Origin of the sequence: Limnospira sp., assembly GCF_051859755.1 — a bacterium.
Taxonomy (GTDB): Bacteria; Cyanobacteriota; Cyanobacteriia; order Cyanobacteriales; family Microcoleaceae; genus Limnospira; species Limnospira fusiformis.
The window spans coordinates 1-14,106 of record NZ_JBIMLI010000135.1; the positions used below are offsets into that span (position 1 = coordinate 1).

At 46.4% G+C, this 14,106-nt stretch carries 14 protein-coding genes; all 14 read left to right on the forward strand.

Translation table 11 applies throughout. The annotated features are described in order from the left end of the window. Positions 1-66: 66 nt before the first annotated feature. The 14 genes from ACTIE0_RS19110 to ACTIE0_RS19175 all read left to right on the forward strand — a co-directional run bounded on the left by ACTIE0_RS19110 (position 67) and on the right by ACTIE0_RS19175 (position 14,083). The gene (locus tag ACTIE0_RS19110) at positions 67-225 is read left to right on the forward strand and encodes a type II toxin-antitoxin system VapC family toxin (RefSeq protein WP_006625651.1); all 159 of its coding nucleotides are present in this window, start codon (positions 67-69) and stop codon (positions 223-225) included. A gap of 7 nt (positions 226-232) precedes the next feature. Next, a complete protein-coding gene (locus ACTIE0_RS19115; protein ID WP_006670405.1) occupies positions 233-364 on the forward strand; it encodes a hypothetical protein in 132 nt (43 codons plus the stop codon). Between the two features lie 171 nt (positions 365-535). Then, positions 536-772 (forward strand): DUF433 domain-containing protein, encoded by a 237-nt coding sequence (locus ACTIE0_RS19120; protein WP_006625650.1) that lies wholly within the window; start codon positions 536-538, stop codon positions 770-772. Then, on the forward strand, positions 769-1,122 hold the full coding sequence (locus ACTIE0_RS19125; RefSeq protein WP_006625649.1) for a DUF5615 family PIN-like protein: 354 nt from the start codon (positions 769-771) through the stop codon (positions 1,120-1,122). The genes ACTIE0_RS19120 and ACTIE0_RS19125 overlap by 4 nt, the downstream gene beginning before the upstream one ends. 99 nt (positions 1,123-1,221) lie before the next feature. Next, the gene (locus tag ACTIE0_RS19130; protein ID WP_006670406.1) at positions 1,222-1,473 is read left to right on the forward strand and encodes a hypothetical protein; all 252 of its coding nucleotides are present in this window, start codon (positions 1,222-1,224) and stop codon (positions 1,471-1,473) included. Then, positions 1,470-1,916 (forward strand): type II toxin-antitoxin system VapC family toxin, encoded by a 447-nt coding sequence (locus ACTIE0_RS19135; protein ID WP_006670407.1) that lies wholly within the window; start codon positions 1,470-1,472, stop codon positions 1,914-1,916. Before ACTIE0_RS19130 ends, ACTIE0_RS19135 begins: the two co-directional genes overlap by 4 nt. Positions 1,917-2,011: 95 nt before the next feature. After that, on the forward strand, positions 2,012-3,334 hold the full coding sequence (locus ACTIE0_RS19140) for a restriction endonuclease subunit S (protein WP_006670409.1): 1,323 nt from the start codon (positions 2,012-2,014) through the stop codon (positions 3,332-3,334). Further along, on the forward strand, positions 3,331-3,663 hold the full coding sequence (locus ACTIE0_RS19145; RefSeq protein WP_006670410.1) for a DUF6883 domain-containing protein: 333 nt from the start codon (positions 3,331-3,333) through the stop codon (positions 3,661-3,663). The genes ACTIE0_RS19140 and ACTIE0_RS19145 overlap by 4 nt, the downstream gene beginning before the upstream one ends. An 18-nt stretch (positions 3,664-3,681) precedes the next feature. After that, positions 3,682-3,891, forward strand: a complete 210-nt coding sequence (locus ACTIE0_RS19150) for a DUF4926 domain-containing protein (protein WP_006625643.1) — start codon at positions 3,682-3,684, stop codon at positions 3,889-3,891. Positions 3,892-4,145: 254 nt separating this feature from the next. Continuing rightward, entirely contained in the window at positions 4,146-7,274 is a 3,129-nt protein-coding gene (locus ACTIE0_RS19155; protein WP_006670411.1) for a type I restriction endonuclease subunit R, read from the forward strand. Positions 7,275-7,863: 589 nt separating this feature from the next. Further along, positions 7,864-8,115: a hypothetical protein gene (locus tag ACTIE0_RS19160; protein ID WP_006670412.1), complete on the forward strand. Its 252-nt coding sequence runs from the start codon at positions 7,864-7,866 to the stop codon at positions 8,113-8,115. A 284-nt stretch (positions 8,116-8,399) separates the two neighbouring features. Further along, the gene (locus ACTIE0_RS19165) at positions 8,400-8,999 is read left to right on the forward strand and encodes a GerMN domain-containing protein (RefSeq protein ID WP_006625638.1); all 600 of its coding nucleotides are present in this window, start codon (positions 8,400-8,402) and stop codon (positions 8,997-8,999) included. A 181-nt stretch (positions 9,000-9,180) separates the two neighbouring features. Next, the gene (locus tag ACTIE0_RS19170) at positions 9,181-9,906 is read left to right on the forward strand and encodes a Bax inhibitor-1/YccA family protein (protein ID WP_006670413.1); all 726 of its coding nucleotides are present in this window, start codon (positions 9,181-9,183) and stop codon (positions 9,904-9,906) included. 496 nt (positions 9,907-10,402) lie between these two features. Continuing rightward, a complete protein-coding gene (locus ACTIE0_RS19175) occupies positions 10,403-14,083 on the forward strand; it encodes a DUF4347 domain-containing protein (protein WP_006670414.1) in 3,681 nt (1,226 codons plus the stop codon). Positions 14,084-14,106 lie beyond the last annotated feature (23 nt).

Below are 14,106 nucleotides of genomic sequence, written 5' to 3' on the forward strand. Positions count from 1 at the left end.
GTTACCTTAACGGGTAATAGTGCTATCGTCGCATTGTCAGGCAATAGCCGGATAAATGTCGCGTAAATGTATCAGTTACGGGCAAGATACAATCTTCAATTACCAGATTCGCTGCAAATTGCCACGGCATTAGATGCTGGCTGTGAGGCATTTTTGACTAACGACCTGCAACTAAGGCGGATAACAGAATTAAAGATTATTGTTATTAGTCAATTAGAGGTTTAATTAGCCAATGAATGTTAGGCATTTAATTAATATTTTATTGCAGTTTGATAGAGAAACGCAAGCTGTCGTGGCGGAATATGAAGGGGGATTTAATAACATCACCGAGATTCAACCCCAAAAGCTCCGGCTGAATGTTTAAGTAAATCTTTGGAGGTAGGGGCTATGACGATCGCCGCTGAACCTCGCTCAGTGTGCAGGATTATCACCGCAGGGTAGAAGTGGAAATGTTGGCTGCTTCGGAGCGTGTAAAATTGATTGACGGGATGTAGCGGTGTTGATACACTAGAAAACAGTAGAGGAACGATTTATCATGGATAATTCTCTGTTAGAACGAATCACGATTAATCCAGAAATCTGTCATGGCAAACCCTGTATCCGAGGGTTGCGCTATCCAGTGGAATTTTTGCTAGAACTGCTGAGTTCTGGTATGACTCATGGGGAGATTTTGGCGGATTATGAAGATTTGGAAGAAGCTGATATTTTATCGGTGCTGCTATTTGCAGCCCGGTTAAGTCAAGTTAAGCGGGTTTATACCCTGGTCTTATGAAATTTCTAGTCGATGCCCAACTTCCCCTGCGGCTGGCTCGGTTCCTCCAAAATGCGGGTTATGATGCCATTCACCCGAGAGATTTACCCCAAGAGAATGCTACCCCTGACTCTGCTCTGAATGCTGTGTCAAGGCAAGAAAAGAGGGTTTTGATTACGAAAGATGCTGATTTTGTAGAATCTTTTTTGCTCAAAACTGAGCCTTATAAACTTTTGCTGGTTTCTACGGGGAATATTAAAAATGATGACCTAGAAAATTTATTCCAACAAAACTTAGGCCAAATTATAGAGCTTTGGGAACGGCACAGTTATATTGAAATTAGCCGAAATACTCTCATTATTCATCAATGATAAAAAAAGGAAAGAATTGATAAAGCAGTTGGATGCACCGTTTGAGGAAAGCGCCAAACTAGAAGCAACAATTCGGGAAAATTTGAGGAGGTTGGGGCTATGAGTGCATTGTTAAAGCAGGTGTTGCAGGAAATTGAGCAGCTTACAATCGAAGAACAGTTGGAGGTGATTAGCCATGCCACAGAACAACTGAAGCGGCGGACGTTAACCCAACACAACCCTAAACGAAGCTGGCAAGAACTGCGTGGCATTGCTCCCAATTTGTTAAATGGGCAGGATGCTCAGGAGTGGGTCAATCAGTTACGGAGGGAGTGGGATGAACGGGAGAAACGACTTTTTGAGGGGCCATGAAGATTGAGGAAGCGTTTCAATCGGTCAATCGGCTGTTTCTGGATTCTGCTCCAGTTATCTATTACGTCGATATGAATCCCGGTTACTCCGCCATTATGGACGGAATATTTGATTTGATTAGAGCGGCTCAGATTCGTGTGGTTACTTCTCCCGTGACACTGGCTGAATGCTTAATTTTACCGCTCCGAGACAGTAATTTATCTCAACAGCAATTGTTTATTGACATTATCACGGGTCAAGATACGGCTGATTTTGTCAATATCACGTCAGAGATTGCTAGAACTGCTGCTGATATTCGAGCAAGGTATCGTCTGCAATTACCAGATGCTTTTCAGATTGCGACGGCATTAAATGCTGGCTGTCAGGCATTTCTGACGAATGATGCTCAACTAAAGCGCATAGCCGAGTTAAAGATTTTGTTAGTAAGTGAGTTGGAGGCGTGAGTAAATGCAGGCGTTGACGAAGAAGTTAAACGAGCAGTTTAAGGAGTCGGGGCGGTTTAACAAGGTGATTCGCGAGAATTTGCGGGGGTTGGGGTATGGCAACTAAGTCTAGTTGGATACCATTATCGCAGCTCTGTGAGGCAATCGTTGATTGTGAACATAAAACTGCGCCTGTTCAAGACTCTGGCATTCCCTCAATTCGTACAACCAATATCAAAAATGGACGATTGGATCTTGAAAACGCCAATCTTGTTTCGGAAGAGACGTACAAGTTATGGACAGCAAGGCTGGAGCCACAACCCAATGATTTGATATTGGCGCGTGAGGCTCCCGTAGGAGAAGTAGGTATTGTGCCTCGTGGCAAAAGGGTCTGTCTGGGACAGCGTACTGTTCTGATTCGGCCTGATGGGAAGAAACTTTTCCCTCGCTATCTCCTTTATTTGCTCCTTACCCCAGAGATGCGCCACGAAATGACTTGTCGGGCTGAAGGTTCTGTGGTGCCCCATCTCAATATGTCTGATATTCGGAATTTTGAAATTCCACCACCACCACCGCTTGATGAGCAGAAAGCGATCGCCCACATTCTCGGCACCCTCGACGACAAAATCGAACTGAACCAGCAGATGAACCGGACGCTGGAGGCGATCGCCCGTGCCATCTTCAAATCCTGGTTTATCGACTTCGACCCCGTTCGCGCCAAGATGGACGGACGACAACCCGTAGGCATGGATGCGGAAATGGCGGTTCTGTTTCCAGATGAGTTTGAGGATTCGCCCCTCGGTCAGATTCCGAAGGGATGGACATATCAAGCAGCAAATTGTATTGCAAATATTGGAATTGGTAAAACTCCACCCCGAAAAGAGCAGGCATGGTTTTCACTGAATTTAAAAAATATCAGATGGGTATCAATTCGTGACATGGGAGCATCTGGAGTATTTATTAGAAAAACTAAAGAGTATTTAATTCCAGATGCTCTGCATAAATTCAGTATAAAAATTGTTCCAGACAATACTGTTCTTCTCAGTTTCAAATTAACAATTGGTCGTGTTGTATTAACTGATGGTGAAATGGTAACAAATGAAGCAATAGCTCACTTCAAACTTCCCGTTTACACTCCATTTTCTAGCGAGTATTTATATCTCTATTTAGAAAAATTCGATTACAACCAGTTAGGTAATACCTCCTCAATTGCACAGGCTGTTAATTCAAAAATTATTAAGGAAATGCCTATACTCAATCCTGGCGCAGATATTCTTAATACTTTTTCATGTCGAATTGCAAGCATTTTCAGAAAAATCAAGCAAACACAACAAGAGTCTGAAACTTTAAGCTCTATTCGTGATACCCTCCTCCCCAAACTCCTATCGGGCGAAATCCGCGTCAAAGATGCCGAAAAAGTCCTGGAGGAGGTGGTGTGAAACTGCCCAATCCTGAGCAAGCACTGATTCCGTTTGAAAAATTAGAGGGTTATTCACTTAATCCCAATCACTCGGAAGGTCGGCACAAAGCCATTGTATTTCAATCTGCCCTCGGTATTGGGTTAGAAGAAGCTGAGGAACTGCGGGCCGCTCTGCGCCAAGCTCTCAAAGCTGAAGAGGCTATCCCAACTCAATACAATATTTACGGGCAGAAATACCAGATCGACTTTGAAATGACGCGGGAAAGTAAAAGTGCCATCATTAGAAGTATCTGGATGGTTAGGCAAAATGAAGACTTCCCACGGCTCATTACCTGTTACATTCCCTAGTCACGAGGAGAACACCCGATGAAACTTTTAGATGTCGTTGCCCTAACGGAAAATTTACCTGACTTTAACCTTTATAAAGGTCAAGTCGGTACGATTATTGAAGTTTACGAACCCGATGTATTTGAGGTCGAATTTGTAGACCTTCAGGGTAAAACCTACGCTTTAGAGACTTTAAGCGTCAATCAACTGATGCAACTTCACTATCAACCACTTCCTCAAACGGCTTGAAGCATCAAAAAGGCTGCTGATTGAATGGGCAGCCCTCTATCAATTTGTTAGAGAAAGTTTCTCAGGTCAACCTAGAGGACTATTTTGGGTCAAAAAATCAGCGATTCCCGGGCAAAATGAGTGAGAGCTTTTCCGAAAATATCCAAGTTTAGGAGGTTGTAACTAAGGGAAATAACTTTAAAATTTCTAGCCATTTAAAAGCAGCAGGTTAAAAACCTCAATTAAAAACAGAAGTTGCAAACCGGAGATATTAAATGAGCAATTTTACCGAATCAGAAGTTGAAGAAGCAGCCCTCTGCTATTTTGAAGAACTCGGTTACACTATCCTACATGGCCCGGAAATTGCCCCAGGGGAACCCAACGCGGAACGAGAAACCGTTGGCGAAGTCATCCTGACCCGTCGCCTCCGTCGTGCGATCGCCCAAATCAACCCTCAGCTACCCGATGACGCAGTAGATGAAGTAATCCGGCAAGTGTTGCGCGCAGACACCCAAAACCTCATCGAAAACAACCGGCGCTTTCATGAGTTCATCATCGAAGGAGTCCCCGTCGCCTACCAACGAGACGATCGCACAGTAGATGACCAAGCCCGGTTAATTGACTGGGACCATCTCGAAAATAACGACTGGTTAGCCGTCAATCAATTTACCGTCAGCGAACGGCAAAACCGCCGCCCGGATGTGGTGGTGTTCATCAACGGACTCCCCCTCGCCGTCCTCGAACTCAAAAATGCCGCAGACGAAAACGCTGACATTGAAAAAGCCTTTAACCAGCTTCAGACTTACAAAAAAGATATCCCCAGCCTCTTCACCTATAACGAAGCCCTAGTCATTTCCGATGGCACAACCGCCCGGATTGGGTCTTTGACAGCGGACCGCGATCGCTTCATGCCTTGGCGGACCATCGATGGAGAGGACATAGCACCCAAAGGAATCCCCGAACTGGAAGTCACCATCCGAGGGGTGTTTGAAAAATCCCGCTTTCTGGATTTAATCCGTTACTTTATCGTCTTCGAGACAGACGGCGAAACCCTCATCAAAAAGATGGCAGCCTATCACCAATATCATGCGGTCAATAAAGCCGTTGCCGAAACCGTCCAGGCTACCTCTCCCGAAGGCGATCGCAAAGTTGGGGTTGTCTGGCACACCCAAGGCTCCGGCAAAAGCCTCTCTATGGCGTTCTATGCTGGAAAAGTCATCCAGCATCCGGCAATGGCGAACCCCACCCTGGTTGTCCTGACCGATCGCAACGACCTAGACCAACAACTGTTGGGTACTTTCTCCAAATGCAGCAAGCTACTCCGACAAACCCCCACCCAAGCGGAAGACTGCCAAGACCTCAAAGCTAAACTCCAAGTCGCTTCTGGCGGGGTCATCTTCACCACCATCCAGAAATTTGCCCCAGACACCCCAGGGGGAGAATATGAACAACTCAGCGATCGGCAGAACATCATCTTTATCGCTGACGAAGCCCACCGCTCCCAGTATGGCCTCAGCGCCCGAGTCGTCAAAACCACCGATAAAGAAACCGGCGAACAAGGAGCCTATACCGCCTACGGTTTCGCCAAATACCTGCGAGATGCCTTGCCCAACGCTTCATTCATCGGGTTTACCGGCACTCCCATCGAAGCCACCGACAAAAACACCAAGCAGATTTTCGGCGACTATATCGACATCTACGACATTCACCGCGCCGTTGAAGACCAGGCCACGGTCAAACTTTACTATGAAGCCCGACTCGCCAAAATCAACCTGGATGAGAGCGAAAAACCGAGGATTGACCCTGACTTTGAAGAACTGACCGAAAGCGAGGAGCAATCCACCAAACAGCAACTCAAGCGGAAATGGGCGCAGTTGGAGGCGATGGTTGGCGCGGAAAAACGACTCGCCCAAGTTGCCGGGGATATTATCCAGCACTTCGAGAACCGTCTGGCTGCAATGGAGGGCAAAGGGTTGATTGTCTGCATGAGTCGCCGCATCTGTGTGGAACTCTACAGCCACCTCGTTGCACTGCGTCCTGACTGGCATGATGAGGACGATAACAAGGGTGCAATTAAAGTGATTATGACCGGCAACGCTGCGGAACCGGCGAGTTACCAGCCCCATATTCGCTCGAAGAAAGCACGAGATGCGATCGCCAAACGGTTACGCAACCCCAAGGACCCCCTCAAACTGGTCATCGTCCGGGATATGTGGCTGACGGGCTTTGATGCGCCTTGCCTGCATACAATGTATATCGATAAACCGATGCGCGGTCATAACTTGATGCAGGCGATCGCTCGGGTGAATCGGGTATTTGGTTCTAAGCCTGGGGGACTGGTGGTGGACTATCTAGGAATTGCCGAAGACCTCAAAAATGCGCTCAAAGATTACACCGAAGGCGATCGGACAGAAACTGGCATCCCCATTGAGCAAGCGGTTGCCGTCATGCTGGAAAAATACGAAATTGTGGGGGCGATGTTCCACGGCTTCGATTATTCTAGTTTTCAGACCGGCACCCCACCGCAACGGCTGACCCTTTTGAAGAATGCCACGGACTGGATTTTACGTCCCGAGTTTGCCGGAGAGAACGGCATCCAGCGCTACATTCAAGCGGTTACCGAACTGTCCAAAGCCTTCGCGTTATGTTCTTCTGAGGATGAGGCGATCGCTCTGCGAGAAGACTTGGGCTTTTTCCAAGCGATTAAAGCCACCCTCGCTAAACATACGGTCGAAGGGAGCAAGACCAAAGCCGAACTTGATGCGGCAGTGCGGCAAATTGTCACCCGGGCGATCGCCTCTGACCAGGTTATCGATATTTTTGCCACGGGTGGACTCGACAAACCCGAAATTTCCATCCTCTCGGACCAGTTTTTAGAAGAAGTACGCGGACTCCCTCAGAAGAACTTGGCCCTAGAGATTTTGAGGAAGCTGCTCAATGATGAGATTCGGTCGCGATCGCGCCGGAATGTGGTGCAGTCTCGGCAGTTCTCGGAAATGCTCGAGAACACCATCAAGCGCTACCAAAACCGTTCGATTGAATCGACTCAAGTTCTCCAGGAACTGATTGCCCTAGGTCAGCAAATCCGTGAGGCTCACCAACGGGGAGAACAACTGGGTTTGACTGAAGACGAACTGGCTTTTTATGACGCTTTGGAGGTCAATGATAGTGCGGTAAAACTACTCGGCGATGCTACCCTCAAGAAAATTGCTCGCGAACTCGTAACCGCAATTCGCCAAAGTGTGACGATTGACTGGACGGAAAGGGAAACCGTGCGTGCCAAAATGCGAGCTACTGTCAAACGATTGTTGCGAAAGCACGGCTACCCGCCCGACAAACAACCTAAAGCGATTGAAACCGTCATCACTCAAGCTCAAACCCTTTGCCGAGATTGGGCGGCTTGAATGGACTCTCATATCCAACCCTTGATTTCATAAACTTGTATCTAGTGAAACGGGTAGTCCGGGTGAGTTTAGAGACGGTAAAAATTGTGGAAAATTTACCGCCTTTAAATGATATGAACTAAACCAATAGGAAAAATGTACAGAATCGCTGTTATTCATTTTTTTAGGTCCTATCAATGTGGTGGTCAGGACTTTCAGTTTTTATGCAGGGAGTGAGGAATTTGGTAGGGAAAGTGGGAAGCGACAACAACCACAGGAAGAGACTCTACCTAAGTTTTTCCTTCCGATCTGCATAAAAGTCGGGTGTGTCAAAGATAACTACTTTAAAAGCACTTGCAACCTTCGGGAGGTTCTGTAACATGAATTTGACAATCACAGCAGTTTTATTCCTATCTCTGTCCACGCTGAACTTGATTTACGTCCCCTACCAGATCGTCGATACGGAAACTTCACCACTCTTTGTGATCTCAACAATTGATAATGTTGCGCTCTGGTTAATCCGGCTTAACTCTCGATCGCATTAGGGGGAATTGCTGGTCTTGAGACATTCCCCGAATGTCAATTATAATCGTTTTGTCAGGAGAAGATTATGACCTGCCCAATGGATCACTACGGCCGACCTAAATGCCACATTACCGCCCATCCAGACCACCCCCAGCAGCAGTTTTGTTCCGCCTGTGGCCGTCGTTTTCATCATACCGAAAAATGGAATGATATTTTTTTCTTAACTGTAGCCGTTTTCACATTACTACTCATCGCCATTAATCGACTGCCACAACCCTCCGGCATCACTAGAGAAATTCCCACCCTGGAAAATGCCGAATATATCATTCCCCGGTAATAATATCCTCCTCGGCTTCGGTTTCTTCGATGCCTTCAACCAGTCGCTTGGCTTCAGTTTCCCATTGTTTGAATTTCTAGCAAATCTAACCCCGACTTTAGATCAAGATTAAAAAATGGGCAGCGATCGCCCCCCGGTTCATCACTGGTAGCTGGTGAAATTGATCGCTGGTAACCGTGGGTGTGGGGTGGGCTTGAGAGCCTCAATCCCCACGACGATCAAATTAATTTGCCAGAACCCCCGATCGCCAGTTAAACTCAAAAATACAGTTGTCGATAGAAGTCATGAAAGAGCCACAACCCGATCGCCATCAAAATATTGCTATGATTGCTGGGGTAGCGCTATTCCTTGCCGCGATCGCCGCTGGCGTGACTTGGTGGCGAGTGAGTTTTGACACTGACCAACCCCCACAGATCATATCTCCTGAACCCCCAGAAACAACCGATGCGATCGAAAAAACCGTGAATATTTACTGGGTCGATGAAGCTGATAACCAACTTGTCTGGGTTCCCAACCCCGTCACCCTCACCGTCAGTGCTTCCCAACCCGATACCGTCCTAGCTGCCGCCTTCGATCGCCTACTCTCAGGCCCCCAGGAAGCCAACCAATATAGCGAAATTCCCCCAGGTACTCAACTACTAAATGTGACCGCCACCGAAGCTGGGGCGATCGCGATCGACCTATCGACCGAATTCACCACAGGCGGCGGTAGTGCCTCCATGATTGGCCGTTTAGGGCAAGTAGTTTACACCGCCACCAGTCTCGACCCCCTCGCACCAGTACGGATTTCCGTCAATGGCTTACCCTTAGAAGTCCTCGGCGGAGAAGGCTTAGAAATCCCTCAACCCATTACCCGACAACAGTTTGAACAGGATTTTAGGTAGGTTTCATCAGGCATAAGCTGTGCTTCCCAACCCTTGTCTAATCTTATGTGGCACTTGGTTTTCTGGTAGTTTATATTACAATATTCTTAGTGTTGGGTCCCCATTCACCCCGTCGTCAATTGCCTGATGATGCGGGTCTTCTTGCTAAAACTAGATAAATGCAAAACTTTTAGGAGTTGCTATGGCAAATACCAGTAATTTTCGGCAAGCAATAGCTGAAGCCCAAGGCAAAAAACTTGTAGGCCCTAACGTCATTGCCAATGCCCTCCCCTTTGTGGGAGGTGGTTTGCTTCTCACTGCTGTTGGTTCCTTCGCCGGTCTGAATATCATCAGCACCAACCCGGGCATCTTCATGACCACCTTCTGGGTGGCTTTGATTGCTCAGTTAGCCCTATTTTTTATCGCTAGTAGCGTTCTCGCTAACGATAATAACCAGGTGGCCCTCCCCCTGTTAGCAACCTATAGCCTCATCACCGGATATACCCTCAGTGGCTTGTTATTTGTCACCTTGAGAACTCCAGGTGTTGGCATTACTGGTATTGGTTTTGCTGCTCTCGGTTGCGGTGTCACTTTTATCGCCGCCCGTCAAATTGGGTCTAACCTGTCCGACTCTGATGGTATCGCCCTTACTCAAACCATCAGAATTGGTATTATTGCCCTACTGATCGCTGTTTTTGGCCAGTTGATTTTGTCGTTTTTCGGCGTTTTTACCCCCACTTGGCTAGAAATTGGTATTTCTGGACTCGGTGTCTTCCTATTCGCTGGGGCTGCGGTGGTAGATTTTTATATTCTCCCCCGCACTTATCGTGATGACCAGCCTATTCCCGCCGCTTTGTCCATGTACCTCACCTACATCAACCTGTTTATCTTTATTTTGCGCTTAATGAATGTTCTTAGTCGCAACTAAGTACCCAGTTGATAGCCACGGTTAATCTCACCGACTTTAACCTGGTATAACTACTTCTCCAACTTCTCCAAACCGTAGCTATTATCACCATGCTACGGTTTTTTTGTAACTTTTTCTGGGCGCAAAAATCGCCCATAATCCTGGTATTATTTGACAGATATACTATGGCTTTTGTTAAGTTGATACAACCGTAAATTACCAGATTTGACTCGGACTCAGCCTCCAAATTGCGCTCAAAAGTTCAGTAAAAATACTGAGGCGATTTAAATCAAAATCTGTTATTTATAGAATAGGACTCAACAGGAAACACCTTAAAACTCAATTAAGGATTCCAATTAACGCTCTTTTAGGTTGGGCGGTGAGTCAACGGGGTTGGTGCTTCCTCCTGGTGGCTGAAAGGAAGTGCCAATTCTTTTACTAATGGAATTGGCAAATTAAACCTGAATTCATTAATCCAGGGTTGAATCTACCATTACACCTTTATGGATTATGAATTATGATGGCAATGTCTCGAAATGTAGCCTTATCTGCAACTGGTGCTTTACAGACGGCGAAAAGGTTAGTTTTTATTGACGCAGACCTAGAACATCCCGAAATTTTGGCTGATGGGGTGAGAAATGGCTTAGAAGCGATCATTCTCGATCGCCATCAAGATGGGATAGCACAGATTGGGGCTATGCTATCTCATTATAGCAGCCTGGGTGCAAAAATTGCCCAGGTTCATATTTTGTCCCATGGCAGTCCAGGCTGTTTATATTTGGGGAGTGGGGTTGTTAATAGCGATACCCTGAAAAGCGATCGCCTTCACGGTTGGCGAAAGGCTTTATCAGAAACGGCTACTTTGTTCGTTTATGGTTGTCGGGTCGCCGCCGAAACCGGAACCAATTTTATCAATCAGTTAGCAGAAATTACCGGAGCAACAGTCGCCGCCTCTGGGGAAATTGTCGGTGCTGGCTATTGGCATTTGGAATATTCTACCGCGACGGTCGAGTTAAGTTTACCGTTGACGGAAAAAGCGATCGCTTCTTATCGGGGAACTTTCGGCACTATTACCGTCACCAATAACAACGATTCTGGACCTGGTTCTTTACGGGAGGCGATCGCTAATGCCAGTGACGGTTATACTATCACATTCGATAGCAGTTTGTCAAGTCAAACCATTAATCTTAGTCAAGAATTAGTCATTAACAAAAGCATCACCGTTGACGGAGAGTCTGCGTCAGGATTAACCCTAAGCGGTGGCGGAAATACTAGGGTTATTGACATCCAAATAAGTCCTGATTTTATCCCTCCATCAGTCACCTTACAAAATCTAATTATTGCGGACGGTCTAGCCACAGGAGAAGGAGAAGATGGCGCGGGTGGAGGTATCCGCATGGCGAGTCGAACATCTTTAACCTTAGAAAATAGCCAAGTCAACAATAATCGCGCTGAGTTTGCGGGGGGTATTTTAACGGGATTTAGAAGTAATACAACCATCATTAATAGCCAATTTGACGGCAATGATGGAACCGCTGGAGGAAGCGAACGGGGAGGGGGTGCGATCGCCACGAAAAGCGCCGGAACTCTGACAGTAATTGACAGCACATTTACCAACAATAAAGGTATTAATGGCGGCGCAATTAATCACCTGTTAGGAGACTTAACTGTTGAGGGTTCAACTTTTCGGAATAATGACTCGACCCCTGGAGATTTAGGGGGTGATCCATCGGGTTATGGTGGTGCAATTTTTACTGATGGTGCGAATGCGTCAGGAGAGAATTTTGGACCCGGACCTGTGGGGGGAGAAATTCGGATTAGCAATAGTTTAATTGAGGATAATAAAGGTGCTGGACAGGGTGGCGGACTGTTCTTATATGCTTATCCTCCTGACCGTGTAATCATCGAAAATAGCCAAATTATTAATAATGAGGTGGTCGAAAGTAGTCGCGGACAGGCTCTAGGCGGCGGACTGCGACATGGTAATGCAGAGTTAACTATTAACAATACAACCTTTGCTAATAATCGTTCCGAAAATCAAGGTGGTGGGTTGTGGATTGGAGAAACATCTCCAGTGACAATTACCAATACTACTATTTCTGGAAATCGCGCGGAATCAGCGGATGGAAGTGATGGCTTGGGGGGTGGAATCACCTTCGCCAATGGTACTAATCCCACCAATATTACCAATACTACTATTGCTAATAATTACGCAGGTGGTCAAGGCGGTGGGTTTTGGGGTGGTGGGGATAATGTGACTTTAACTAACACAATTTCCGCCTATAATGTGGGGAATAATCGCGGCAATGATTGGAATATAAACCATCACACAGGAACTACATATAATGATGGCGGTGGTAACATTCAATCGAATGAATTGAACCCTAACGATACTTTAATTACCAGTAACGTTACATTAGCCGATCCACTACTGGGAGATTTACAGGAAATTAATGGGGTATTAATTCATCCTATTTTACATGGAAGTCCAGCGATTGATGGCGGAATTACTGTTAATACAATTACCACAGACCAGCGGGGAGAAACTCGTCCGGTGGATGGAGATAATAGCGGGACAGCGGAGTTTGATGTAGGTGCTTATGAGATGATTCCTACCATGGATGAACCCAGTTTAATTGTTACTAATAATAATGATGCGGGTGAAGGTTCATTAAGGGAAGCGATCGCCAATGCAGCATCGGGAGATACCATTACATTTGCAGCGGAACTCACGGGGGGAAATACTATCACCCTGACGGGAGGACAGCTAGAAATTCCGGTGGGTAAAAACCTGATTATTGACGGGGGTAATAATACCAATTTAACTATCAGTGGGAATAACATTTCTCGAGTATTTTATCTAAATTCAACCTCAGCGAATCCCACGAGTTTAACCATTCAAAATCTGACGATCGCCAACGGATATACTCCCGAAAGAGGTGGGGGTATTGCGACCACACACCAAGGGATTTTAACAGTCGAAAATGTCACCTTTAACGACAATGTTGCTGACCAGGGTGGCGGGGCAATTTTTAGCGCCTTTGAGGGAAGATTGACGGTTAATGAAAGTGATTTCAATCGGAATAAAGCGATCGCCGGGAATGACGAAAGAGGTGCAGGTGCGATCGCCTTTCGGGGACCCAATGAAATTATCGTCACCGATAGCGACTTTATCGGAAATGAAGGCATTAATGGCGCGGCGATTAATAGCCTAAATGGTCGGTTAACTGTGGAAAATTCCCGGTTTATTAATAATAGCACTACTGCCGCGTTTTACGATACCGGAAATGATAACCCTTCTTTAAGGGGATATGGTGGCGCAATTTACACCGATCGCGCCAGTACATCCAGTAATGATACATCGGGAACGATTACCATTAGGAACAGTTTATTTGAAGGAAATAGCGGACGCGGCGAAGGTGGTGCGGCTTACCTATACACGGGAACCCAAGATAACGTCATCGTTGAATCCAGCGTTTTTAAGGATAATGAAATTCTCCCGCTTCCCGGTGGAAATGGCGGAAATGGTGGTGCGATCGTTCAGATGAACAACGGCTTAAATCAAGGATTTGAAGTCATAAATACAGCATTTGTTAACAACACCGCCGCCAATCAGGGGGGTGGAATTTGGATGATGAATGCGCCGACTGTCATCACTAATACGACCTTTTCGGGAAACCGCGCCGAATCTTTGACGACTTCGGGAAATGGTGGTGCGATGGCTTTATATGGTCCTGCTGATATCATCAACACTACCATTGCGGAAAACTACGCCGGATGGGTGGGTGGCGGTATCGTCGCCTCTGCTGACCAAACGGTTACGGTCCGAAATACGATTTTCTACAAAAATACTGCTGATAACGGTACGAATAATTGGGGGATTCAACAACACACGAACCGCGAATTAGTTGATGGCGGCGGTAACATTCAATGGCTGGAAAAACTCACGAACCTTGCTAATGATTATAACGCGACTGCTACGATCGCGATCGCCGATCCTCTATTGGGTCCCCTGCAACATCAAAACGAAACCTATTTCTATCCGTTATTAGAAGGAAGTCCGGCGATCGATGGTGGTGTCAATGTGGGAATATCCACCGACCAACGCGGCGAACCTCGTCCCATTGATGGTGATGGAAATGGAACTGATACATTTACGCGACATTTTTCCGGTTGTTCCCGGACAATGCAACGATAGCACTATTACCCGTTAAGGTAACA

Excerpts from the sequence above, each read along its gene's own strand:
- ACTIE0_RS19115 (WP_006670405.1), top strand. The coding sequence starts at position 233 with ATGAATGTTAGGCATTTAATTAATATTTTATTGCAGTTTGATAGAGAA.
- ACTIE0_RS19125 (WP_006625649.1), top strand. The coding sequence starts at position 769 with ATGAAATTTCTAGTCGATGCCCAACTTCCCCTGCGGCTGGCTCGGTTC.
- ACTIE0_RS19135 (WP_006670407.1), top strand. The coding sequence starts at position 1,470 with ATGAAGATTGAGGAAGCGTTTCAATCGGTCAATCGGCTGTTTCTGGAT.
- ACTIE0_RS19120 (WP_006625650.1), top strand. The coding sequence starts at position 536 with ATGGATAATTCTCTGTTAGAACGAATCACGATTAATCCAGAAATCTGT.
- ACTIE0_RS19165 (WP_006625638.1), top strand. The coding sequence starts at position 8,400 with ATGAAAGAGCCACAACCCGATCGCCATCAAAATATTGCTATGATTGCT.
- ACTIE0_RS19130 (WP_006670406.1), top strand. The coding sequence starts at position 1,222 with ATGAGTGCATTGTTAAAGCAGGTGTTGCAGGAAATTGAGCAGCTTACA.
- ACTIE0_RS19170 (WP_006670413.1), top strand. The coding sequence starts at position 9,181 with ATGGCAAATACCAGTAATTTTCGGCAAGCAATAGCTGAAGCCCAAGGC.
- ACTIE0_RS19175 (WP_006670414.1), top strand. The coding sequence starts at position 10,403 with ATGATGGCAATGTCTCGAAATGTAGCCTTATCTGCAACTGGTGCTTTA.
- ACTIE0_RS19110 (WP_006625651.1), top strand. The coding sequence starts at position 67 with ATGTATCAGTTACGGGCAAGATACAATCTTCAATTACCAGATTCGCTG.
- ACTIE0_RS19155 (WP_006670411.1), top strand. The coding sequence starts at position 4,146 with ATGAGCAATTTTACCGAATCAGAAGTTGAAGAAGCAGCCCTCTGCTAT.
- ACTIE0_RS19140 (WP_006670409.1), top strand. The coding sequence starts at position 2,012 with ATGGCAACTAAGTCTAGTTGGATACCATTATCGCAGCTCTGTGAGGCA.
- ACTIE0_RS19150 (WP_006625643.1), top strand. The coding sequence starts at position 3,682 with ATGAAACTTTTAGATGTCGTTGCCCTAACGGAAAATTTACCTGACTTT.
- ACTIE0_RS19160 (WP_006670412.1), top strand. The coding sequence starts at position 7,864 with ATGACCTGCCCAATGGATCACTACGGCCGACCTAAATGCCACATTACC.